The following is a 22,169-nucleotide window of genomic DNA, read 5'->3' as shown; positions in this document are numbered from 1 at the left end:
ATATCGACCGGCGGGTTTCCGCCAGTCCTCGCGCGCACCCTGCTCTTTCGGCGCTCACGGGCGGGATTCGACCGCATACTGACCGAGTGGAACTGTGGTGCCCCCTGCCGAGTTCGGTGCATCCGATGCGGAAAGCCCTGGCGGCGGACAGCAGGTGCTGGCTCGATCGGTTCGAGGTCCTGCCCGCGGCGCGACAGACGCAGTTCTGGGCGGGCGCTCCCGCCGAGCTAGGTTCCTATACGTATCCGCGTGGATCACGCGAAGGAGCGCAGCTGGCAACGGATTTCATCACCTGGCTGTTCGCCTTCGACGATCTGTACTGCGACGCCAACCGGATCGGCAGCGATCCGGTCGAATTCAGCGCCGTCATAGGCGATCTGATCCACGTGCTGGAAGCGCCGAGCGCGGCGCGCGAGCGAGAACTGCCGGTGTCGCGAGCACTGCGCGATCTGGACCGCCGGGTCGAGGAGATGGGATCCCCGGTCCAGCGGCGGCGCTGGGCCGACGACACCGAGCGCTATCTGCTCGCCAAGCTCTGGGAAGCGGGCCGCCGCCGGGCGCGCACGCTGCCGCCGCTGGACTGCTACGTGCACCTGCGCCGCCTCGGCGGGGCCAATGTCGCCTGCCTCATGTTGACCGATATCAGCCTGGGCTGCGAGGTGCAGCCGGCGGTGCTGTGCGGGCAGCCCATGACCGAACTGGTCAAGGCCGCCGCCGACCTCGCCGATCTGGACAACGATCTGCTGTCCTACGCCCGGGAAAGCGGGCCGGACGAGGAATTTCCCATCAATGGCGTCACCGCGGCAACCTTGCACGGTGCGCGTGACACCGCTGGCGCCATCGACGAGGTGCTCGCGTTCCGGGATGCGCGCATGTGCGCCCTGGTGGAGTTGTCAGCCGGGTTCACAGACTCGCACGACGGTTCGGCCGCCGAGTTCAGCCGCGGAGTTTGCGACTGGGTCAGCGGGCATATCGGCTGGATCATGAAGTCCGGTCGCTATTCTCCGCTGCCCGCGGATGGTCCGGAGTCCGTTCCCGTGCGGTGACCCGCATGCGCAACCGCCGGGGTTGCAGCGTCGCGGATCGGGCGGGCCGGGCGTCGTTGCCGGGCACCGGGCGAAATTCCCATCGCGCCATGATGGTCGCCAGCGCGAGGGTCATCTCCGTCATGGCGAAGTTCTCACCGATACATTTGCGCGCCCCGTCGGCGAAGGCCAGAAAGCTCCCGCGCCGCGGCGGGCCGGCCGAGAGCCACCGGTCCGGGTCGAACCGCCCGGGTTCGGCATACAGTTCGGCCCGGTGCTGAATGGTGAACGCGCTGTAGAGGATCGTCGTACCGGCCGCCAGCGGGTGCCCGCCGAGTTCGGTGTCCGCACGGACCGTACGAGTGACGAACCAGACCGGTGGCCGCAGTCGCAGCGTCTCGGTGACGACCCTGCCTGTCAGGCTCAATCGCGGCAGATCCGCATAGCGGGCCGCCCGGCCGTCCAGCGCCGCATCGACTTCGGCACGCACCCGCGCCGCTACGGCGGGATGCCGGTCGAGCAGTTCGAGCGCCCAGGTCAGTGCGGTGCCGGTGGTTTCGGTCCCCGCTACGAAGAAAGTGATGACCTGATCGCTGATCTCGGCATCGGTGAACCCGGCCCCTTCCTCATGCGCGGCGATCAAGGCCGACAACAGATCTCCGTGGTCGACCCCCGCGGCCCGGCGCGCCGCGATAATCTCCGCCAGCACGCCTCGCAGTTCCGTGATCGCCCGTTCGTATGCCCGATTGCCCGGCGTCGGCACGCGCAGCAGCGCAGGCGGCAGCACCGTCCGCAGCATCATGGCCCGCACCACGTGATCGACGTTCCGCAGCATGCTCAGCGAAACAGCTTCCGGCACAGTCTGACTGAACAGCGTCGCCGCGGTCACACCGGAGGTGAGCGCGTGCATGCGCTCCTTGACGTCCATGACCCGGCCGTCGTCCCAGGCCCGGGTGAACTCGTCGATCCACTCGCTCATCACCGCCGCGTACCCGGCGGTGCGCGCCGGATGGAAGGCGGGCTGGATCAAGCGCCGATGCCGCCTATGCATCGCGTGCGGGCAGGTGACCAGCCCGTCGCCGAGCATCTCCCGGACCCGATCGAGCAGCGGCCCGCCCTTGTCGAAAACCCGGTCCCGCCGCAGCAATTCCACGGTCAGCCGCGGATCGCAGACCGCCACCGCGGTGACCGGCCCGAGCCCGACCCGCACCAGATCACCGTGTGAGGACAGCCCAGCCAGGAACCGCAACGGGTCCCGCAGCAGCGAAACCATATGCCCGAGCATCGGCAACCGCCACGGCACGGTGGCGATCGACGACGAGCCCCCGGCTGACATGCCGCCTCCTGCAACGAGAGCGCAAGCCCGGCCGTCCCATCGAGACCGCGGCCGCATGACCTCCTCCAGTATGCGCTGGAAGGCCGGGCATCCGGTGTGTCTCGGGGCGGGACAGGCGGCGTCCTTCGCGCAGGACGGTCGATCGGCGCTCGGAACGGCTGACGTTCGCGGAGATAAAGTTCATCGAAACGACAGTTCCCGAAGACCGTCCCAGACAGCTATGGTGTGGCATGGTCAGCACCACGAATCTCGTTGCCCCGCTCTTCGATCGCGTCGCCGCGCTGTACGACCTGGATATCGTCCAGCGGTACACGTATCGGATCGAGCAGAATCACGTCATGACCAAGCTGCGGGAGCTGCGGCCCACTCGCATCCTGGATGTCGGCTGCGGCACCGGGCTGCTCACCACCCGCATGCTCGACGAGCTGTCGCCCGCGGAGATCTACGGCTGCGATCTGTCCGAAGGCATGCTCGCGAAGGCCGAAGCCCGTTCCGCGCAGGTGAATTGGCTGCACGGGCGGTCCGAGGACCTGCCCTTGCCCGATGCCTCGGTCGATGCCGTCACCTGCACCGAGTCCTTCCACTTCTACGACAAGCCGGCCGCACTGGCCGAATTCCACCGCGTCCTAGCCCCGGGCGGGCACGCCGTGATCGCGATGATCAACCCCAGACTCGTTCCGGCCCAGCGCATTCTGAACTGGCAGGCGTTCGGGCAGGCCGGCTGGCCGAGCCCGCGCGAGATGCGCCGGCTGCTGATCGGCGCGGGATTCCACGACATCCGGCAGTCCCGCGTACCGCGTCCGGGCGGGCCGCTGATCCCCAACTACGTCTGGGTGGCCGCGCGCTGACCGGCGTCCCGTTCGAGGGTTTCGATGCCGGTCAGGATCACCCGCAACGCGTATTCGAATTCCACATCGGGGTCGGCGGCCGCCATATCGGTGACCAGCCGGGCGGTGCGGGGGTAGCGGCCGGCGTCGACGAGCTGGCCGAGAGCGCCTTCGTCATAAGGACTTTCGCCGTATTCGATGCCGGTGCGGGCTTGTTCCTCGATGACGAAACCGGTGGTGTAGTGCAGCAGGATAGGGAACACGCGTTCGGCCGCGGTGGGTTCGAAGCCCGCGTCCTCGAGCGTGCGCAGCGTCAATTCGATGGTGCGCCACAGGGTCTCGTCGCCGACGAAGGTCCCGGCGAACACCTTCGCGCCGTCGCGATAGCGCAGCATGGCTTGCCGCAGCCGCTGCGCCAGGCCGATCAGCCAGTCCTGCCAGGATTCCCCCCGGCGCGGGGCCTCGATGCCTTCGACGGCGGCGAGGAACACCTGCTCGGCCATCGCGTCGAGTAGTTCACGCTTGTTCTTGACGTGCCAGTAGAGCGCGGGCGCCTGCACGTTCAGCGCGCCCGCCACCTTGCGCATGGTGAGGCCGTCCAGTCCGGCTTCGTCGAGCAGGTCCAGCGCGGTCTGCGCAATGGCTTTGACGTCGAGTTTCACGTTCGGCTCCCTTCGTGCCTTCTTCGCACCCTTGACACCTTAACAACGTTCTGGTCTCCTTAACAACGTTAAAGAATTTAACAGCGTTAAGGAGATGGGTCATGGAGACGACGGACGTTGTGATCGCGGGCGCCGGACCGACCGGATTGATGCTGGCCTGCGAATTGCGGCTGGCCGGGGTGCGGGTGACGCTGGTCGACGGACTCCCGGCGCGCACCGGCGAATCCCGCGCCGGTGGCATCCACGCCCGCAGTATGGAGATCCTCGACGGCCGCGGCCTGCTGGACCGGCTGCTGCCGCAGGGCCGGCTCATGCAGGCCGGGCATTTCGGCGGGCTGTCCCTGGATTTCAGCGACTTCGAGACCCGGCAGCCGCATATGCTCGCCATCCTGCAATCGATCATCGAACGTGAACTCGACGGGCGCGCAGGCGAATTGGGCGCCGTGGTGCAGTGGTCGTCGCCGGTCACCGGGTTCCGGCAGGACGCCACCGGCATCGAGGTCGAGATCGGCGGGGCCGAGCCGCGCCGCATCCGGGCCGCCTACCTGGTCGGCTGCGATGGCGGCCGCAGCTCGGTGCGCAAGCTCGCGGGCATCGGTTTCAGCGGCACCGACGCCACCGTCACCGGCATGCTCGCCGATGTCGAGCTCACCGATCCGCCCGCCCAGCCCTTCTTCGCGCACCGCGGCGGCGCGGGCGATTTCTCGGCCGTGCAGTTCCAGCCCGGCTGGTACCGCCTGGTCGTACAGCGCCACGACGTGGTGCTCGCGCGCGGCGCCGAACTCACCTTCGACGAATTCCGCGCCCATTTCACCGAACTCGCGGGCACCGACTTCGGTATGCACAGCCCGCGCTGGGTGAGCCACTACGGCGACGCGGCCCGCCAGGCCGATCACTACCGCGCCGGGCGCGTGTTCCTGGCCGGCGACGCCGCGCACATCCACTACCCCGCGGGTGGTCAGGGACAGAACCTCGGCATTCAGGACGCGGTCAATCTCGGCTGGAAGCTGGGCGCCGTCGTGCGGGGCGATGCCGCCGAAAGCCTGCTGGACACTTACGAATCCGAGCGCCACCCGATCGCCGCGCGCGTGCTGCACAACACCCGCGCCCAGACCGCTCTCATGCGTCCCGGCGCGCACACCGACGCCCTGCGCGACGTCATGAGCGATCTCATCGATATGGACGCGGTCCGCAGGCGGCTCGGCCTGATGATCACCGCATTGGACATCCGCTACGACACGAAATGCGATCACCCCTTGGCGGGCCGCCGCATCCCCGACGCCGACCTCACCACCGCGACCGGAGCCACCCGGGTCGCCGAACTCCAGCGCACCGCGCGCCCGATCCTGCTGGCGCTCAATGGAACCGAGGTACCCGACCTCGGCGCGTGGCAGGGCTTGGTCAACGTCGTCACCGCCGAGACCGCCCGCCGCTGGGCAGCCCCGGAATCAGGTGAAATCCCCTCCCCCGCAGCTGTTCTCGTCCGCCCCGACGGCTACGTCGCCTGGGCAGCTGACGGATCGGACACCACCGGCCTCACCGAGGCGCTCACCGAATGGGTCGGTGCGGCCCGCTGATCGCGGCTGGATAAGCCGCGGCGGACGCGGTATCCACCACGCCGGCCCCGGTGGTCCCGCGCGAGTTGCAGACCGTACGGCGGCGGCAACCACCGGCGGGCGCCGCCGAGGCGCTGGTCAATTGTGCGGCGGGAACTGGCCCTTCGCCTGCACGGTGGTCCCGTTCAGGGTGTAGACGACGGTGCTCGGCCCGCCCTGCGGGCAGCACATCGGGTCGTTGTTCTGGGTCCACCGGTAGGTCACCGACACGGTATTGCGCGTCTTCCCGGCTATCACCGTGAACATGTACGGCTCGGCGGTCGCGGTGCCCAGATATTCGCCGCCGGTGAAGAACAGAACGTGCGTGTACGGATGGTTGGTATCGGTGTTCACCGTCATCCACGACAGCACCCCGTCGCACCCCGCGGAGATGGGATCGTCACTGGCCAGCCCGATCGACCAGGTGCCGATCGGGGCCGCGCTCAGCCGCTTCACGCTCTCGTTCGCCAGGCCCGAGTTCAGGTCGAAGCACAGTCCGTGGCCGCTCCCCGCCGGCGCGCCCTTGTTCTGCTGCGCGGCCGGCGCCGTCTGCTCCGACGTTGCCGCCTGCGGTGTCCCCGAGGAGCCGCTACACCCGCTGACTGCGACCATCACGCCCGCCACCAGCGAAACCATTGCCGCCGACCTGATTTTCATCGATTCCCCTCCGAGTGCGCGCTTCGTGCTGGTCATCGGGCCAGCGGGTGCCCGCGTTATCCGCGGCTACATCCGGTCCGGCGCCCCGATCCCGAGCATGCCCAGCCCGGCGCTCAGCGTACGGCCGGTCAGGTCGGTCAGCGCCAGCCGGGATGCCCGCACGTCCGGATCGGGCGCTTTGAGGATCGGGCACCGCTCGTAGAAGGCGGCGAACGCGGAGGCCACGCCGAAGAGATAGCCGGCCAGCCGATGGAACGCCAGGCTCTCGACGACGTCGGCGAAAACGTCCGGGAAAGCGAGCAGTTCGAGGGCCAGCGCCCGCTCGGCCGCCGCCGCCACGATCACCGGCGCACCGTCCCGCACCGGTTCACCGCCGCTCTTGCGGAACAGCGACCGGGTCCGGGCGTGCGCGTATTGCAGATACGGTCCGGTATTGCCTTCCAGGCCCAGCATCCGGTCGAAATCGAAGACGTAGTCCCGGGTCCGATCGGTGGACAGGTCCGCGTATTTCACCGCGCCGATTCCGACCTGGGCGGCGACCTCGGCCTGTTCGGCGGCCGACAGCTCGGGGCTCTTCGCCGCCACCACGGCCGCGGCCCGCTGCCGCGCCTCGGCCAGCAATTCGACCAGCTTGACGGTGCCCCCGGCCCGGCTCCGCAGCACTTTGCCGTCGCCGCCCAGCACCGACCCGAACCCGATGTGCTCGGCACGCGCCGGATCCGCCAGCCACCCCGCTGCCCGCGCGGTGGCGAACACCATCCCGAAATGCTGCGCCTGCGGCGACCCGACCACGTACAGCAGCCGGGTGGCCTCCAGATCCTCGACCCGATTCCGGATAGCCGCCAGATCGGTTGCCGCATAACCGAATCCGCCGTCCGACTTGCGCACGATCAACGGCAGCGGCTGCCCGTCCCGCCCGGTGAACCCATCCGGGAAAACGCACTGCGCCCCCGCGCTGACCGCGAGCAACCCCAGCCGCTCCAGGTCGTCCACTACTGCCCCGAGCCGATCGTTGTAGGCCGATTCGCCGACGAAGTCCGCCTCGGTCAACCGCACCCCGAGCTGTTCGTACACGGTCCCGAAGTAGCGCTTCGATTCCACGACCAGCAACCGCCACAACCGCAGCGTCGCCGCGTCGCCGCCCTGCAAGGCGACCACCCGCAGCCGAGCCCGTTCCTTGAACCCGTCATCCGCGTCGAACTTCTTCCGAGCGGCCGTATAGAACCCCGACAGATCCCCCACCGACAGTTCCCGCACCGCTTCGGCATCCCCGATATCGGCCATGTGCTCGATCAGCATCCCGAACGGAGTCCCCCAGTCCCCCAGGTGATTCCGCCGGATCACCCGATGCCCGGCCCATTCCAGCACCCGCACCGCCGCATCCCCGATGACCGTCGACCGCAGATGCCCGACATGCATCTCCTTGGCCACATTCGGCGCGCTGTAATCGACCACCACGGTCTCCGGCCGCACCGCCGCCGGCACCCCCAGCCGCACATCCGCGTTCACCGCCCCCACCAGCCGCCCCAGCACCGCGTCATCGACGGTCATATTGATGAACCCAGGCCCCGACACCTCGACCGCACCGGCCAGATCATCCAGTTCCGCCGCCGCGAGCACCCGCCCGGCGACCTCCCGCGGCGCCATCCCCAGCCGCTTCCCCAGCGCCAGCGCCCCGTTCGCCTGGAAATCCGCGCGCTGCGAACGCTGCACCACCGGATCGGCGTCTTCCCCGCCGACCTCCGCGAATGCCCGCGCCAGCCGTTCCCGCAGCACCTGTTCCAGGGTTTTCATGCAGCCACCCTAGGTGCGCGCCCGGGCGGGTTTCACCGCATTATTTCGGGCGTCGACTGCCGATATGCGGCTGGTGACGTTGTCGATCCGCGAGGGTTCGGCTGCCGATATGCGCGCTGGAATATTCATGGTCACCGCATTCCAGTTCGGTGCAGCAGGTCCGAGATCCGCGCTATGTCGGCGAACATAGAGGGATGAGTATCAAGATCGATGCGCTGGATTCGGCGTTGCTGGCGGAGTTGGCGCGGGATCCGCGGGTGCCGATTCTGGAGTTGGCGCAGCGGTTGGGGGTGGCGCGGAATACGGTGCAGGCGCGGATGAAGCGGCTGGAGGGGTCGGGGGCGGTGCGGGGGTATGCGCCGGATGTGGATCTGGCGGCGGTGGGGTTCGGGGTGCACGCGTTTCTGGGGGTGGAGCTGGATCAGAACAAGATGGACGACATCGTGGAGGCGCTGCGGGAGTTCCCGAACGTGCTGGAGGTGCACGCGACCACCGGGCGCGCCGATCTGCTGGTGCGGATCGCGGCGCGGTCGCAGCAGGATCTGCTGGGGATCATTCAGCGGGTGCATTCGGTACCGGGGGTCAAGCACACCGAGACGATGCTGGCGCTGGCGACGCCGATCGAGTACCGGTCGCTGCCGCTGGTGGAGCAGCTGACCAAGCAACCGGGCGACGGCGTAGTGTGACGTGGGTCTCCCGCGGACCGAGCAGAATGATGTGTACGCCGTAGTGCGATAGATCACTTTTGAGCAGATTGATCAACTTTTCCGGCGGTTGTTGACACCGGTCACACGGGACGGCAGATTTCGCTGCACCGATTGCTTCGTCCTTCGTTCGCGGGCTCACGACCTGGGCCGCGGAAAGTGTGGTGACTGTTCATGACCGACGTTGCCTGGGTGCCCGCACTGCCGCAGTTGGCGGCGGCCACGCCCTACGATCTCGCCGATCGCTACCGCTCCGGAGCGGGCCCGGTCCTGCTGACCGGGGTGCAGGCCATCGCGAGACTGCTGGTGGAACAGCATGTGCGGGATATCCGGGCGGGCCGGCGGGTCGCCACCTTCGTCTCCGGCTATCAGGGCAGCCCGCTGGGCGGCGTGGACAAGATGCTGGCCGGCATGCCGAATGTGCTGGCCGAGCACGACATCACGTTCGTGCCGGGCTTCAACGAGGAACTGGCGGCGACCGCGGTGTGGGGCAGCCAGGCCGATCTGCCCGCCGGGCGCGCGACACACGATGGGGTCGTGGGGGTTTGGTACGGCAAGGGGCCGGGCGTCGACCGCGCCACCGATGCCATCCGGCACGCGAACATGTACGGGGTCAATGCCCGCGGCGGGGTGCTGCTGCTGGTCGGCGACGATCCGGCGTCGAAATCCTCGACGGTGCCCGCGGTGAGCGAACGCTCCCTGGCCGCGATGGGCGTGCCGGTGCTGTTCCCGCGCAATGCCGAGGAGATCGTGACGATGGGGCTGCACGGCGTGGCGCTGTCGCGGGCCTCGGGCTGCGTGGTGGCCATGAAGATCGTGGCCGATGTCGCCGACGGGGCCTGGACGGTGGACGGCTCGGTCGCCGACCTGGCGATCACCGTGCCCGAAGTGCAGTGGGAGGGAAAGACTTTCACCTACCGGCAGCGGCCGATGGCGGCGCCGACCGACAGCGTGCTGGCCGAGGCGGACCTGTACGGACCGCGCTGGGAGACGGTGCGGGCCTACGGCGCGCTCAACGCCCTCGATGTGATCGAGGTGAATCCGAGCGGGGCGAAGCTCGGTATCGCCGCCACCGGCACCACCTTCGACGCGGTCCGGCAGGCGCTGGTGGATCTCGGCGTCGACGATGCCGCGCTGCACCGCGCCGGAATTCGCCTGCTACGCATCGGAATGCCCTATCCGGTGGGCGCGCAGCGGGTCACCGAGTTCGCGCAGGGCTTGCACGAGCTGATCGTGGTCGAGGACAAGACGGCGTTCATCGAGACCCAGATCCGCGAAATCCTGTACGGCACGGTCGATGCCCCGCGCATCGTCGGCAAGCTGGACGGTCGCGGCGCGCCGCTCATGCCGTTCGACGGCGAGCTGACCGCGGGCCGCCTGCTCGCCCCGCTGCGGCGGGTGCTGCGCGATCACGTGGAGCTGAAAAAGGCTCCGCCGCCCGCGCTTTCGCTGGAAGTGCTGTCCGCCAAGCGCACCCCCTATTTCTGCAGCGGCTGCCCGCACAATCGCTCCACCGCCATTCCGGAGGGTTCGATCGGCGGCGGCGGTATCGGCTGCCACACCCTGGTCACCATGTCGGGGCGCAGCGACAGCGCCGTCACCGGGCTCACCCAGATGGGCGGCGAGGGCAGCCAGTGGATCGGGCAGGCGCCGTTCACCGACGTGCCTCACCTGTTCCAGAACATCGGTGACGGGACCTTCTTCCATTCCGGGCAGCTGGCCATTCAGGCGTGCGTCGCGGCCGGGGTGAACATCACCTACAAGCTGTTGTGGAACGAAGTGGTCGCCATGACCGGCGCGCAGGACGTCGAGGGCGGGCTCGGGGTCGCGCAGCTGACGCACAAGCTGACCGTGGAGGGCGTCAAGCGGATCATCATCTGCGCCGACGAACCCAAGCGGCACAATCGGAAAGCGCTCGCGAAGGGCACGCTGCTGTGGCATCGGGATAGGCTCGACGAGGCGCAGCGGATGTTGCGCGAGATCGAGGGCGTGACCGTGCTGATCTACGACCAGCATTGCGCGGCCGACGCACGGCGGCAGCGCAAGCGCGGGACCTTGCCGGTGCGCAATACCCGCGTGGTGATCAACGAGGCGGTGTGCGAGGGCTGCGGTGACTGCGGCACCAAATCCAATTGCCTGTCCGTGCAACCGGTCGAGACCGAGTTCGGGCGCAAGACGCGGATCGATCAGACCTCCTGCAATACCGATTACAGCTGCCTGGACGGCGATTGCCCGTCATTCGTGACGGTCGAGGTGAAGCCGGATGCGAAGGGGCGCAAGGGTTCCCGCAAGGTCACCGAGAAGGCGGAGCCGCCGGCGGTGGCCGACCCGGGTCTCGGCGCACCAGCTGGCACCCAGAACGTGCTCATCGCCGGGATCGGCGGCACCGGCATCGTCACCGTCAACCAGGTGCTGGCAACGGCCGCGCTGCGCGCCGGATACGCGGTGGAGAGCCTGGACCAGATCGGCCTGAGCCAGAAGGCCGGACCGGTGCTGTCCCACTTGCGTTTCTCCGCAACGGAATTGGAGCCGTCGAACCGGCTGACCCCGGGCAGCGCCACCTGCATCGTCGCCATCGACCTGCTGACCGCGACCGACCCGAAGAACCTGGCCTACGGCGATCCGGCGCGCACCATCGCCGTCGCCTCGACCAGCCGCACCCCCACCGGCGATATGGTCTACGACAAGTCGGTGCCGTACCCGGACACCGCGCCGCTGCTGGATCGTCTTGCCACGATGTCGAATTCGCAGCGTTCGTTCGACGCGCTGGCCGCCGCCGAACGGCTCTTCGGCAATACCGCCGCCGCCAACTTCCTGATGGTCGGCGCGGCCTTCCAGACCGGCGGCCTGCGCCTGCCCGCCGCCGCGATCGAGGAGGCCATCGGCATCAACGGTGTCGCGGTGGCGGCCAATATCGCCGCCTTCCGCTGGGGCCGGGTGGCCATCGCCGACCCCGCCGCCTTCGCGAAGGCGACCGAAACCGCACTGCCGCAACGCAATCGGCCCGAGGTTCCGGCGCACCTCCTGGCGAACACCAGCTTCGACGGCGAGGTCGAGCGCCTGGTCGAACTGCGTGCCGCCGAACTGATCGGCTACCAGAACGAGAAGGTCGCACGTCGCTACATCGATACGGTCCACTTCGCCTGGCAGGCGGAACGTTCGGTCACCGAACGCACCGAGTTCAGCCAGGCCGTGGCGCGCGGCCTGTACAAGTTCACCGCCTACAAGGACGAGTACGAGGTCGCCCGCCTGCTGGTCGATCCCGCCTTCCTGGCCGAAGTGCAGGCCCAGGTCCCCGGCGGCGAGAACCTCACCTACAAACTGCATCCCCCGGTGCTGCGGGCCATGGGCCGCAAGAAGAAGATCGGCCTCGCCCCGAAATCCCATGTGGCGCTGAAGCTTCTCGCCAAGGGCAAGGCCCTGCGCGGCACCAAGCTCGACCCGTTCGGCTACGCCCACGTACGAAAGGTGGAGCGAGAGCTGCTCGCCGAGTACACCGACCTCGTACACCGGCTCGCCTCCGTGCTCACCCCGGCGAACTACGACACCGCCGCCGAGGCCGCCGCCCTACCCGACCTGGTCCGCGGCTACGAGGACATCAAGCTCGGCAATGTGGAACTGTACCGAAACCGCTTGCGCGAACTCGGCTTCGGCAACTGACCGATCACCCGGCAATGTTCAGGCGTCAGCTCCGGGCAGCACGGAAGTCCGGCCACCGGGAAGCTCCGCCGACCGGAAAACGGTCCGGCGACCGGGACGGCTCCAGCCACCAGGAATTTCTCGCCACCTTGGCGGGCGAGTCCGGTCGGCGGAGCATTCCGGGCGAGAGAAGTACCGGGCGCGTGGCCGACCCGGCGACGGGAAACTCCCGACACGTGACCGGCACGGCAACAGAAAACGCCGGAGACAAGAGGCGGCCCGCCGCCCCGGGCCGGGCACCGGCCCGCGTCCCGACATCTGCATACCCATCCACCCGGCGCGCTTTCGGCCGGGATCCGTACCGGCCATCGCACCGGCGCGGGAGATTCCGGCCGAACACCGGCGGGAATGACGAAAACTGCCCGGACGCCCACGAGGCGGGGCAATCAGGAAAGGATCGACAGTGTCTGTACTGCACACCGACGCAGGGGTTTTCGGTCGCTCGGAGGAGCTGAGCGCCCGTCGGCACGAGCAGGTGATGTTCTGTGAGGACGACAAGACGGGGTTGAAGGCGATCATCGCCATTCACTCGACCACGCTGGGTCCGGCGCTGGGCGGGACGCGGTTCTACCCGTACGCGGACGAGTTCGCGGCGTTGCAGGATGTGCTGCGGCTGTCGTGGGGCATGACGTACAAAGCCGCTGCGGCCGGGGTGAATCTGGGCGGCGGCAAGGCGGTCATCATCGGCGATCCGGCCGTGCACAAGACGCCCGAGCTGCTCGCCGCGTACGCGCGGTTCGTGGAAACCCTTGGCGGCCGGTACATCACGGCGGGCGACGTGGGCACCAATACCGACGACCTGGACATCATCGGGCAGCACACCCGCTACGTGACCGGTCGCAGTGTGGCCGCGGGCGGCTCGGGTGACAGCGCCCGGCTGACCGCGCTGGGCGTCTTCCACTCCATGCGCGCGGGAGCCGAATCCGTCTGGGGCGCACCGTCGCTGGCGAATCGTACGGTGGGCGTCGAGGGCGTCGGCAAGGTCGGGCGCGAACTCATCGAACTGCTGCTGGCCGACGGCGCGGAGGTGTGCGTCACCGACGTGAACGAGGCCGCGCTACAGCGTGTTTCGGCCGATCACCCGTCGGTGCGCCTGCTGAGCACCGTGGCCACCGCGCCCGTCGACGTGTACGCCCCGTGCGCCCTGGGCGGCACGCTCACCGCCTCGAGCGCCGAGGCCATCGAAGCCAAGCTGGTCTGCGGCGCGGCCAACAACCAGCTCGCCACCCCCGAGGTCGAATTCGCGCTGAACGAGCGCGGCATCACCTGGGTGCCCGATTTCGTCGCCAACGCCGGCGGGCTCATCCAGGTGGAAGGCGAACTGCGCCGAGCCACTCCGGAGGCGGTCGAAGATGACGTGAGGGGCATCTTCGACCGCTGCCGGGACATCATCGCGGCCGCCCGCGCCGAGGGCATCGGCACCGGCGCGGCCGCCAATCGTTTCGCCGAGCGCCGGCTCGACGCCATTCCGCGGTCGATCTGATCGCAGCGGTACCAGAGAGGAAATGAACAGTGTCGTTCGCCAGCGGAATGTTCCGCACCAAATCGGTTGAACAGTCCATCCGGGACACCGACGAACCGGATTCCAAGCTACGCAAGGACCTCACGGCCCGGGATCTCACCATCTTCGGCGTCGCGGTGGTCATCGGCGCGGGCATCTTCACCCTGACCGCCCGCACCGCCGGTTCCGTTGCGGGACCGGCGGTTTCGCTGGCGTTCGTGTTCGCGGCCATCGCCTGCGGGCTGACCGCGCTCTGCTACGCCGAGTTCGCCTCGACGGTGCCGGTGGCGGGCAGCGCCTACACCTTCGCGTACGCCACCTTCGGCGAGGTGATCGCCTGGATCATCGGCTGGGACCTGATCCTGGAATTCGCCCTGGCCGTCTCGGTGGTGGCCAAGGGGTGGTCGCAGTACCTCGGCGAGGTACTCGGTTCCCGCCCACCGATTCTGGAACTCGGCTCGATCCACTTCGACTGGGGCGCGGTGCTCATCATCGCCGTGGTCGGAACGCTGCTGGCGACCGGCACCAAACTCTCCTCTCGCGTCTCCGCCATCGCCGTCGCCATCAAGCTCGCGGTCATCGCCCTCGTATTGGTCGTCGGCGCAACGTATTTCAAGGCTTCGAACCTGACCCCGTACATTCCGCCGGCCCAGCCGTCGGAGAAGGCCGAGGGTGTGCGCCAGTCGCTGTTCGCCTTCCTCACCGGCTCCGGCGGCACCAGCTACGGCTGGTACGGCCTGCTCGCCGCCGCCAGCCTGGTGTTCTTCGCCTTCATCGGCTTCGACGTCGTCGCCACCACCGCGGAGGAGACCCGCAACCCGCAGCGCGATGTGCCGCGCGGCATCCTGGGCTCCCTCGCCATCGTCACCGTGCTCTACGTGGCGGTCTCGCTGATCCTCACCGGCATGGTGCCCTACACCGAGCTGGCGGGCGGAAACGCCACCCTGGCAACGGCTTTCGCCATCCACGGCGATATGTGGGTGAAGAACATCATCTCGATCGGCGCGCTCGCGGGCCTGTCCACCGTGGTCATGGTCATGTACCTGGGCCAGACCCGGGTGCTGTTCGCCATGTCCCGCGACGGCCTGCTGCCCCGCGGCCTGGCCCACACCGGCGCCAAGGGCACCCCGGTCCGGCTGACCGTGATCGTCGGCGTGGTCTGCGCGCTGCTGGCCGGGTTCGTCGACTTCGGCACGCTCGAGGAGATGGTCAATATCGGCACCCTGGTCGCGTTCGTGCTGGTGTCGATCGGCGTGATCATCCTGCGCCGCACCCGCCCGGACCTGAAGCGCGGCTTCCGCGTCCCCCTGGTGCCGCTCATCCCCATCCTGGCCGCGCTGTCCTGCCTGTGGCTGATGCTGAACCTGTCCATCGAGACCTGGCTGCGCTTCGTGATCTGGATGGCCATCGGCACCGTCGTCTACTTCGCCTACAGCCGCCGGCATTCGGTGCTGGGCAAGGCGGCCGCGCCGAGTGACCCGGATCTCATGTCACACTCGCGGACCTGACGTCGTCATCCAGGCGAACCACCGACCACGGTGGAACCGCTTGGAAGGACAGTGATTTCAATGAACACCGCGTACCACATCGTCGCCGTCGCCGCCGCCCTGTGGATCGGCTTCTCGGGCTTCTCGCTCGCCACCCGCAAGGACTTCGTGGTGCAGCCGCTGGTCCAGTACGGGGTGCCGCAGACCTGGTGGACGCCCCTGGCGGCGGCCAAGGCGGCGGGCGCGCTGGGCCTGGTGGCCGGGTTCTTCATCCCGGCCATCGGGGTGGCGGCCGCGATCGGGCTGATCCTGTACTTCGCCGGTGCGGTGGCCACCACCATCCGCGCCAAGTCGTACGGGACGGCCATCTTCCCGGTGCTGTATCTGGTTCCCGCCGCGGCCGCGCTGGCCTTGCAACTGGCACGATGAGCGCATGCGCCTGATCGACCTGTCGGTTCCGCTGCGCACCGGAATGCCGGTCTATCCCGGCGATCCGGAAGTGCGCATCACGCCCGCGCTCACCGTCGCCGCCGACGGGGTGAACGTGCTGCATCTGGATCTGGGTTCGCAGACCGGGACGCACGTGGACGCCCCCGCGCATATCGACGATGCGCTGCCCACCCTGGAAATGCTCCCGCTGGAACGGTTCACGGGCCGGGCGGTGGTGGTGGACGCGCGCGGGCTGGAACCGCGCGGTGCGATCGGGCGCGAATATTTCGAGGGGCGGGTGTCCGCCGGCCTCATCGTTTTGATCGCGACCGGTTGGTCGGCGCATTGGGGCACCATCGACTACCTGGCCCACCCGTATCTCACCCCGGAGGCCGCGAGCTATCTGATCGACTCCGGCGTCCGCACCATCGGCATCGACGCGCTCAGCGTGGACCCCACCCCGGCGCACGAGATCCCGGTGCATCGCATCCTCTGCGGCGCGCACGCGGTCATCGCCGAGAATCTCACCAATCTGCCCGAACTGCTGGCGGCCCAGCACGCGGGGCACGACCTCGACGTTTCCCTTTTCCCGCTGTATCTGCCGGGCGCGGACGGCGCTCCGGTGCGGGCGGTGGCACGCATCGGCATGTGACTGAAACGTCACTGTATCTGATTCTGTGGCGCGGCCCACTCGATCTTCGTAGACTTCTTCCGACACGGGGGTGTCGGGGCCCCCGAATTCGCGCTCGAAGAAGAAAGCCGCTCATTGTGAACCGTTCCGCCCTAACCACTTTGCTGGCCACCGCAGCCATTCTCACCGCGACGGCGGGCACCGCATCCGCGGAAATCGTGCTCACCGATGCCGCCGCCACCGACTCCAAGGACAAGGCCGACGAGGATGTGATGACCGCGGTGACCGGGAGCGCGGGCGGCGGCTCGGTGCAGAGCGCCGGCAGTTCGGGCGGGCTGGCCTCCACCGGTTCGACCGGCACCGGCTCCTTCGGGCTGCCCAATCTGGACAAGCTGATCTTCGGCGATTTCAAGAACCTGTGCATGGCGCTGGGCAGTGCCGTGCCGATCTCCGGTGAGGCTTCGTTCGGCTGCAACTCCATGACCGTCAAGCCCGGCGACACCATCCCCGGCACCGGCACCAAGAAGTAGCCTCCCGGCGCTTCCCGGGGACCGACTGGTTCGAGCATGAAAAAGGGCACCGGCGCTATGCCGGTGCCCTTCCGTGTTTCAGGATCAGCGGTTGTCGTCGGCGTTGCCGGCCTTCCACTGCTCCCACGGAATGTTCCAGTCGCCCAGCCCGTCCACGCCGGACAGCGTGCCGCCGACGGTGTTCTTGACGATGGCGATATCGCCGCGCTTGGCGTTCTCGAAGACCCAGCGGGCGTCGCTGGGGCTCAGGTTGAGGCAGCCGTGGCTGGTGTTGTAGGACCCCTGCGCACCCACCGACCACGGGGCCGAATGGAAGAAGATGCCCGAGTAGGACATTCGGGTCGCGTAGTCCACCGGCGTCTTGTAGCCGTCGGGCGCGTTGATCGCCACGCCGTAGGTGGAGGAATCCATGATGATCTTCTCGTGCCGGTCGGCGATGATGTAGACGCCGTTGTCGGTGGGCGTGGAGTTCTTGCCCATCGAGGTCGGCATGGTCTTGATCACCTGGCCGTTCTTCTCCACGGTCACCATGTGGGTGTTGTCGTCGGCGGTGAAGACCATGGAATCGCCGACGGTGAAGGTCGAGGTGATGTCCGAATCGCCGACCAGGCCGTTGCCCAGATCCTTGCCGTAAACGCCCACGGCCACATCGACCTTGGTGCCCGGCGCCCAGAAATGCTCGGGCCGCCAGCGCACTTCGCGGTTGTTCACCCAGTAGAAGGCGCCCTGCACGGCGGGCGTGGTGGTGATTTTGATCGCGGCCTGGGCGGCCTTGCGGTCGGGGATGTTCTCGTCGAACTGGATGGCCACCGGCTGACCGATGCCGACCGTCTCGTTCTCGCCCGGCAGCAGGTACGGGTGGGTGCGATTGTTCGGCGAAATGGTGCTGAAGCTCATAGTGGTGTTGGCCGCACCGCCCAGCCCGATGGCGTCCACCGCCAGCTTGTAGGTGCGCGCAAAACCCAACTGCTCGGTCAACTTCCAGGACAGCCCGTCCGGCGCGAGCTCGCCGGCCACCGGCTTGCCCTCGGGGTTGGTCAGCGTCACATTGGTGAGCTTGCCGTCCTCGACCTTCAACACCAGCGGATCGCCGGGCGAAACGCCCTTCTGACCGTCCTTGACCGGCGCCAGCAGCTTCGGCTTCACCAGCTCGCTGAGCGGATTGGAATCGATTGCGACAGTGGAGGAGTCCTTCGACGATCCCCCCGAACAGCCGGCTACCGCCAGCGCTAGTACGGACAACACCGCCACGGATCCGAGCAACTTCCTCGACCGGCGCCGGCCCTGACCTGCGATCATTTGCAACCCCACTTCACGTCTCGGTGCGCAGTCGGCCTCCGGGACCCGGCCCCGACCACGCCTGCTCGACCAGCCACGCCTGCGGAATCGGTCGAGACCACGCTCGGAACATTCTGCCAGGTCCAAGCCCCGACCAACGACCAAGCCGTCCGCCCCCGCAGGGCTCACCCCTACATCCCCGCCGGGGCCTCGCGCGTTAACACCGTGAACGAATCTTTGCCATCCCGACAAAACCCCCTCCAACCAGCCGATTTCACTTTCCCGCGGCATCCCTGTTAATCTTCTTTCCGCACCGCAGAGCCGCCGGATCACCTCCGGCAGCGAAGTACGCGCCATTAGCTCAATTGGCAGAGCAGCTGACTCTTAATCAGCGGGTTCGGGGTTCGAGTCCCTGATGGCGCACCACGAAGGCCCCGGCAACACTGTTGCCGGGGCTTTCGAATGCCAGGCGCCATTAGCTCAATTGGCAGAGCAGCTGACTCTTAATCAGCGGGTTCGGGGTTCGAGTCCCTGATGGCGCACAGCGGAGGGCCCGGGTACCGGGCACGCATCGGCGGCGAAGACGACCACCTGGGCCTCCACGGCTGCCGCGGTGGGCCGCATTCCTTGTTCCCACATCTCGCCGGTCAATTCCGGCGACTCCGCCAGCGCCTCCTGTTCGTGCAGGTCGAAAACTCGTGCGCGGCTGAGGAATCGCATGCCTTCCGGGGCTTCCAGGCTGAAGCCCGAGCCGCGGCCGGGGACCACGTCGAGGATGAGCTGGGTGTGCCGCCAGGCGGCGAACTGGGGGCCGGAGATCCAGACCGGTGCGGTGTCGCCGGAATCCGGTGCGGTACTCGGGATCTCGTCCGGGCCCAGGCGCAGGTCCAGCAGGCCGAGCAGGATGTCGCGGTCGCCGACGATGAATTCGCCTGCGGGGTAACACATCGGGGCCGAGCCGTCGCAGCAGCCGCCGGACTGGTGCAGCATGAGCGGGCCGTGTGCCGCGCGGAGGCGACGGAGCAGGTCCATCGCCGCCGCGGTGGCACGTACCCGGCGGGGTGCGGGCATCAGAAGAAGCCCTGAGCCTTCGAGGCGTAGCTGACCAGGAGGTTCTTGGTCTGCTGGTAGTGGTCGAGCATGGCGCGATGGTTCTCGCGGCCGATGCCGGACTGCTTGTAGCCGCCGAAGGCCGCGTGCGCGGGGTACTGGTGATAGGTGTTGGTCCACACCCGGCCGGCCTGGATATCGCGGCCCGCGCGGTAGGCCGTGGATCCGTCCCGCGACCAGACGCCCGCGCCGAGACCGTAGAGCGTGTCGTTGGCGATGGCGATGGCCTGCTCGTAGTCCTCGAACGAGGTCACCGACACCACCGGGCCGAAGATCTCCTCCTGGAAGATGCGCATGGCGTTGTCGCCGGTGAAGATGGTCGGCTGCACGTAGTAGCCGCCGGACAGGTCGCCGCCCAGATCGGCGCGCTCGCCGCCGGTGAGCAGTTTCGCGCCCTCGCCCTTGCCGATCTCGATATAGGACAGGATCTTCTCCAGCTGATCGTTGCTGGCCTGCGCGCCGATCATGGTGTCGGTGTCGAGGGGATCGCCCTGGCGGACCAGTTCGGTGCGCGCCACCGCCCGCGCCAGGAACTCGTCGTAGATATCGGCCTGGATGAGCGCGCGCGACGGGCAGGTGCACACCTCGCCCTGGTTGAGCGCGAACATGGTGAAGCCTTCCAGGGCCTTGTCCTGGAAGTCGGCGTCGCCGGAGAGCACATCGGAGAAGAAGATGTTCGGGCTCTTGCCGCCCAGCTCCAGGGTGACCGGGATCAGGTTCTGCGAGGCGTACTGCATGATCAGCCGGCCGGTGGTGGTCTCGCCGGTGAAGGCGATCTTGCGAATGCGCGGGCTGGACGCGAGAGGCTTGCCCGCCTCCACGCCGAAGCCGTTGACGATATTGACGACGCCGGGCGGCAGCAGATCCCCGATGAGTTCGATCAGGAACATGATGGAGGCGGGCGTCTGCTCGGCGGGCTTGAGCACCACGGCATTGCCGGCGGCCAGTGCGGGCGCGAGCTTCCAGGTGGCCATCAGGATGGGGAAGTTCCAGGGGATGATCTGGCCGACCACGCCGAGCGGTTCGTGGAAGTGGTAGGCGACGGTGTCGGCGTCGATCTCCGAGAGCGAACCCTCCTGTGCCCGAATGGCTCCCGCGAAGTACCGGAAGTGGTCGATGGCGAGGGGGATGTCGGCATTGAGGGTTTCCCGGATGGGCTTGCCGTTGTCCCAGCTCTCGGCGAGCGCGATGGCCTCGAGGTTCTCCGCGATCCGGTCTGCGATCTTGTTCAGGATGACCGCGCGCTCGGCCGCCGAGGTCTTGCCCCAGGCCGGTGCGGCGGCGTGCGCGGCGTCGAGCGCGAGTTCGATGTCCTCGGCGGTGCCGCGGGCGATTTCGCAGAAGGTCTCGCCGGTCACCGGGGTCGGGTTCGCGAAGTACTGTCCCTTGACGGGCGCCACCCACTGCCCGCCGATCCAGTTGTCGTACCGGGGCCGGTAAGCCATTGCGGCATCGGGGGTTCCGGGACGGGCGAAGACGGTCATGCGAAGCTCCTCGGTCAGCTGACGGTCGGTGTGACCTGTGACACTAGAAGCGGTGCTGTTGCGCCGACGTTGCAACAAACTGGTCAGACGCCCAGTTGTCGGTCCAGCAGTCCCACCCGCGATTTCACCTGCGCGTACAGCGAGGACGACGGGTCCAGCGCCTCCAGGTAGACGGTCCATGCGGCGAGATCCTCACGCCCGTCCGGTGATTCGGTCCAGCGCGCCAGCAGCCGCCGATCCCGTGAGCGCAGCAGTGCCGCGCGCAGCCGCCCGCGCAGTTCGGCCCGCAGCTGCGCGATGCCGGGTGCCAGCGAACGCGGCAGCAGCGGACCGGGATACGCGCGCACGGCCGCCGCCACGTCACCGCGGGCCAAGCCGCGCCGCACCTCGCCGAGATCGGTGTCGAGATCGAGCAGCAGCCGATAGGGCCGTGAGCCGAGGGCGGTGCCGCCCAGCAGTTTCCGCAATCGCGACAGCTCGGCCCGCACCGTCACCGGATCCAGTTCGGTCTCGTCCAGCAGCAGCGCCAGCTGGTCCGCGCTCATGCCCTCCGGATACTCCGCCAGCAGTACGAGTATCTCGGCATGCCGCTGCGACAACCGGATTCGCGCCCCGTCCTCCCGCAGCAGCATCGGCCCCGCCGGGCCGAGCACGCGCAGCCGCGCCCGTTCTCCGAGCACGCGCGGCGGATCCAGCAGCCGCAGCCGCAATTCCGCCTCGGCGGCGACCACGGTGGCCCGGATCAGCGAAAGCGCTTCGGGCGCGGCCACTCTCGGGCCGCCGGTGATATCGACCGCCCCGATGACCTGCCCGCTGACCGGATCGTGTACCGGCGCGGCCGAACAGCTCCACTCGTGCACGGCCCGGCTGAAATGCTCGGCACCGAAGATCTGAATGTGATGGTCGAGCGCCAGCGCGGTTCCGGGCGCATTGGTGCCCACCCGGTCCTCGCTCCAGTCCGCGCCCTCCACGAATCCCATGGCATCCGCGCGCCGCCGCAGCCCGGCCTCGCCGTCGACCCACAGCAGCCGCCCCTGCGCATCGCTGATGGCCACCAGCAACCCGGCCTCGGACGCGTCCTCCACCAGCAGTTTCCGCACCACCGGCCGGATATGCGCGATGGGATGCTCGGACCGGTACCGGCGCAGTTCCACGTCCCCGAGATCCACCGCCGCCGCGAACCGATCCGGATCCACCCCGCTCCCCCGGCTGCGCTCCCACGAATCCAGCACCACCGGCCGGATCTGCCTGCCCGGCAAGCTCCGGTCCGCACCGTCGAGGAACACGCGGTGCGCCCGCGACACCTGTCGCGTCAGCTGCGCGATATCGTCCCCCGGACGCACAGCCGCCCAGGGATTGCGTGATGGTGCGGTGTTCATCGATGTCCTCAGCGGTCGCCTGCCGTCACTGTAACTCCGGC

General features: G+C 68.2%; 18 protein-coding genes and 2 tRNA genes. 12 read left to right on the top strand and 8 right to left on the bottom strand.

The window, feature by feature from the left end; all coding sequences use genetic code 11:
- Positions 1–125 precede the first annotated feature (125 nt).
- Positions 126–1,046, top strand: coding sequence for a terpene synthase family protein (locus tag LTV02_RS37510; RefSeq protein ID WP_233036239.1), 921 nt, complete (start codon positions 126–128; stop codon positions 1,044–1,046).
- Here the strand turns inward: LTV02_RS37510 and LTV02_RS37505 are convergent.
- Positions 982–2,361, bottom strand: a complete 1,380-nt coding sequence (locus LTV02_RS37505) for a cytochrome P450 (RefSeq protein WP_233036238.1) — start codon at positions 2,359–2,361, stop codon at positions 982–984. The genes LTV02_RS37510 and LTV02_RS37505 overlap by 65 nt on opposite strands.
- A 230-nt stretch (positions 2,362–2,591) precedes the next feature.
- Between LTV02_RS37505 and LTV02_RS37500 the strand changes: the two genes are divergently transcribed.
- Positions 2,592–3,209, top strand: coding sequence for a class I SAM-dependent methyltransferase (locus LTV02_RS37500; RefSeq protein WP_233036237.1), 618 nt, complete (start codon positions 2,592–2,594; stop codon positions 3,207–3,209).
- Here the strand turns inward: LTV02_RS37500 and LTV02_RS37495 are convergent.
- Entirely contained in the window at positions 3,185–3,850 is a 666-nt protein-coding gene (locus tag LTV02_RS37495; RefSeq protein WP_233036236.1) for a TetR/AcrR family transcriptional regulator C-terminal domain-containing protein, read from the bottom strand. The genes LTV02_RS37500 and LTV02_RS37495 overlap by 25 nt on opposite strands.
- 101 nt (positions 3,851–3,951) lie before the next feature.
- On the opposite strand from LTV02_RS37495, the gene LTV02_RS37490 reads away from it, so the two are divergent.
- On the top strand, positions 3,952–5,427 hold the full coding sequence (locus LTV02_RS37490) for an FAD-dependent monooxygenase (RefSeq protein WP_233036235.1): 1,476 nt from the start codon (positions 3,952–3,954) through the stop codon (positions 5,425–5,427).
- A gap of 117 nt (positions 5,428–5,544) precedes the next feature.
- Here LTV02_RS37490 and LTV02_RS37485 read toward each other — a convergent pair whose 3' ends face one another.
- Together LTV02_RS37485 and argS are read right to left on the bottom strand one after the other, a co-directional pair.
- The gene (locus tag LTV02_RS37485) at positions 5,545–6,102 is read right to left on the bottom strand and encodes an LppP/LprE family lipoprotein (protein ID WP_233036234.1); all 558 of its coding nucleotides are present in this window, start codon (positions 6,100–6,102) and stop codon (positions 5,545–5,547) included.
- A 66-nt stretch (positions 6,103–6,168) separates the two neighbouring features.
- Positions 6,169–7,896, bottom strand: a complete 1,728-nt coding sequence (argS, locus tag LTV02_RS37480; protein ID WP_233036233.1) for an arginine--tRNA ligase — start codon at positions 7,894–7,896, stop codon at positions 6,169–6,171.
- Between the two features lie 194 nt (positions 7,897–8,090).
- On the opposite strand from argS, the gene LTV02_RS37475 reads away from it, so the two are divergent.
- The 7 genes from LTV02_RS37475 (at position 8,091) to LTV02_RS37445 (ending at position 16,877) form a co-directional block, all read left to right on the top strand.
- Positions 8,091–8,582, top strand: a complete 492-nt coding sequence (locus LTV02_RS37475) for an Lrp/AsnC family transcriptional regulator (protein ID WP_233036232.1) — start codon at positions 8,091–8,093, stop codon at positions 8,580–8,582.
- Positions 8,583–8,774: 192 nt separating this feature from the next.
- Positions 8,775–12,260 carry an indolepyruvate ferredoxin oxidoreductase family protein gene (locus tag LTV02_RS37470; protein WP_233036231.1) on the top strand — a complete coding sequence of 1,162 codons (3,486 nt, stop codon included), beginning with the start codon at positions 8,775–8,777 and terminating at the stop codon, positions 12,258–12,260.
- A 442-nt stretch (positions 12,261–12,702) separates the two neighbouring features.
- Complete coding sequence (locus LTV02_RS37465) at positions 12,703–13,782, top strand: Glu/Leu/Phe/Val family dehydrogenase (protein ID WP_233036230.1); 1,080 nt, start codon at positions 12,703–12,705, stop codon at positions 13,780–13,782.
- Between the two features lie 47 nt (positions 13,783–13,829).
- Positions 13,830–15,308 carry an amino acid permease gene (locus LTV02_RS37460; protein WP_233041882.1) on the top strand — a complete coding sequence of 493 codons (1,479 nt, stop codon included), beginning with the start codon at positions 13,830–13,832 and terminating at the stop codon, positions 15,306–15,308.
- A 60-nt stretch (positions 15,309–15,368) separates the two neighbouring features.
- Positions 15,369–15,716, top strand: coding sequence for a DoxX family protein (locus tag LTV02_RS37455; RefSeq protein WP_067714848.1), 348 nt, complete (start codon positions 15,369–15,371; stop codon positions 15,714–15,716).
- A gap of 4 nt (positions 15,717–15,720) precedes the next feature.
- Positions 15,721–16,368, top strand: coding sequence for a cyclase family protein (locus tag LTV02_RS37450; protein ID WP_233036229.1), 648 nt, complete (start codon positions 15,721–15,723; stop codon positions 16,366–16,368).
- Between the two features lie 116 nt (positions 16,369–16,484).
- Positions 16,485–16,877 carry a hypothetical protein gene (locus LTV02_RS37445; protein ID WP_233036228.1) on the top strand — a complete coding sequence of 131 codons (393 nt, stop codon included), beginning with the start codon at positions 16,485–16,487 and terminating at the stop codon, positions 16,875–16,877.
- Between the two features lie 84 nt (positions 16,878–16,961).
- On the opposite strand, the gene LTV02_RS37440 is transcribed toward LTV02_RS37445, so the two are convergent.
- Positions 16,962–18,176, bottom strand: coding sequence for a L,D-transpeptidase (locus LTV02_RS37440; RefSeq protein ID WP_067714858.1), 1,215 nt, complete (start codon positions 18,174–18,176; stop codon positions 16,962–16,964).
- Between the two features lie 329 nt (positions 18,177–18,505).
- Here LTV02_RS37440 and LTV02_RS37435 point away from each other — a divergent pair.
- Positions 18,506–18,581, top strand: a tRNA-Lys gene (locus LTV02_RS37435).
- Between the two features lie 43 nt (positions 18,582–18,624).
- Positions 18,625–18,697, top strand: a tRNA-Lys gene (locus LTV02_RS37430).
- Here LTV02_RS37430 and LTV02_RS37425 read toward each other — a convergent pair.
- The 3 genes from LTV02_RS37425 to LTV02_RS37415 form a co-directional block, all read right to left on the bottom strand.
- The gene (locus LTV02_RS37425; RefSeq protein WP_233036227.1) at positions 18,663–19,226 is read right to left on the bottom strand and encodes a DUF779 domain-containing protein; all 564 of its coding nucleotides are present in this window, start codon (positions 19,224–19,226) and stop codon (positions 18,663–18,665) included. The two genes, LTV02_RS37430 and LTV02_RS37425, sit on opposite strands and share 35 nt — an antisense overlap.
- Positions 19,226–20,749: an aldehyde dehydrogenase gene (gene adh, locus LTV02_RS37420; protein WP_067714861.1), complete on the bottom strand. Its 1,524-nt coding sequence runs from the start codon at positions 20,747–20,749 to the stop codon at positions 19,226–19,228. The genes LTV02_RS37425 and adh overlap by 1 nt, the downstream gene beginning before the upstream one ends.
- 83 nt (positions 20,750–20,832) lie before the next feature.
- On the bottom strand, positions 20,833–22,128 hold the full coding sequence (locus LTV02_RS37415; protein WP_233036226.1) for a sigma-54-dependent transcriptional regulator family protein: 1,296 nt from the start codon (positions 22,126–22,128) through the stop codon (positions 20,833–20,835).
- Positions 22,129–22,169 lie beyond the last annotated feature (41 nt).

Origin of the sequence: Nocardia yamanashiensis, assembly GCF_021183565.1 — a bacterium.
GTDB lineage: Bacteria > Actinomycetota > Actinomycetes > Mycobacteriales > Mycobacteriaceae > Nocardia > Nocardia yamanashiensis.
The sequence above is the reverse complement of the archived record's forward strand: the minus strand, read 5'-3'. Positions and strand labels throughout refer to the sequence as shown.

What these genes read in the sequence shown, in the direction of transcription:
- LTV02_RS37510 (WP_233036239.1), top strand. Translation starts at nt 126, where the DNA reads ATGCGGAAAGCCCTGGCGGCGGACAGCAGGTGCTGGCTCGATCGGTTC.
- LTV02_RS37505 (WP_233036238.1), bottom strand. Translation starts at nt 2,361, where the DNA reads ATGTCAGCCGGGGGCTCGTCGTCGATCGCCACCGTGCCGTGGCGGTTG.
- LTV02_RS37500 (WP_233036237.1), top strand. Translation starts at nt 2,592, where the DNA reads ATGGTCAGCACCACGAATCTCGTTGCCCCGCTCTTCGATCGCGTCGCC.
- LTV02_RS37490 (WP_233036235.1), top strand. Translation starts at nt 3,952, where the DNA reads ATGGAGACGACGGACGTTGTGATCGCGGGCGCCGGACCGACCGGATTG.
- LTV02_RS37485 (WP_233036234.1), bottom strand. Translation starts at nt 6,102, where the DNA reads ATGAAAATCAGGTCGGCGGCAATGGTTTCGCTGGTGGCGGGCGTGATG.
- argS (WP_233036233.1), bottom strand. Translation starts at nt 7,896, where the DNA reads ATGAAAACCCTGGAACAGGTGCTGCGGGAACGGCTGGCGCGGGCATTC.
- LTV02_RS37475 (WP_233036232.1), top strand. Translation starts at nt 8,091, where the DNA reads ATGAGTATCAAGATCGATGCGCTGGATTCGGCGTTGCTGGCGGAGTTG.
- LTV02_RS37470 (WP_233036231.1), top strand. Translation starts at nt 8,775, where the DNA reads ATGACCGACGTTGCCTGGGTGCCCGCACTGCCGCAGTTGGCGGCGGCC.
- LTV02_RS37460 (WP_233041882.1), top strand. Translation starts at nt 13,830, where the DNA reads ATGTTCCGCACCAAATCGGTTGAACAGTCCATCCGGGACACCGACGAA.
- LTV02_RS37455 (WP_067714848.1), top strand. Translation starts at nt 15,369, where the DNA reads ATGAACACCGCGTACCACATCGTCGCCGTCGCCGCCGCCCTGTGGATC.
- LTV02_RS37450 (WP_233036229.1), top strand. Translation starts at nt 15,721, where the DNA reads ATGCGCCTGATCGACCTGTCGGTTCCGCTGCGCACCGGAATGCCGGTC.
- LTV02_RS37440 (WP_067714858.1), bottom strand. Translation starts at nt 18,176, where the DNA reads ATGATCGCAGGTCAGGGCCGGCGCCGGTCGAGGAAGTTGCTCGGATCC.
- LTV02_RS37425 (WP_233036227.1), bottom strand. Translation starts at nt 19,226, where the DNA reads ATGCCCGCACCCCGCCGGGTACGTGCCACCGCGGCGGCGATGGACCTG.
- adh (WP_067714861.1), bottom strand. Translation starts at nt 20,749, where the DNA reads ATGACCGTCTTCGCCCGTCCCGGAACCCCCGATGCCGCAATGGCTTAC.
- LTV02_RS37415 (WP_233036226.1), bottom strand. Translation starts at nt 22,128, where the DNA reads ATGAACACCGCACCATCACGCAATCCCTGGGCGGCTGTGCGTCCGGGG.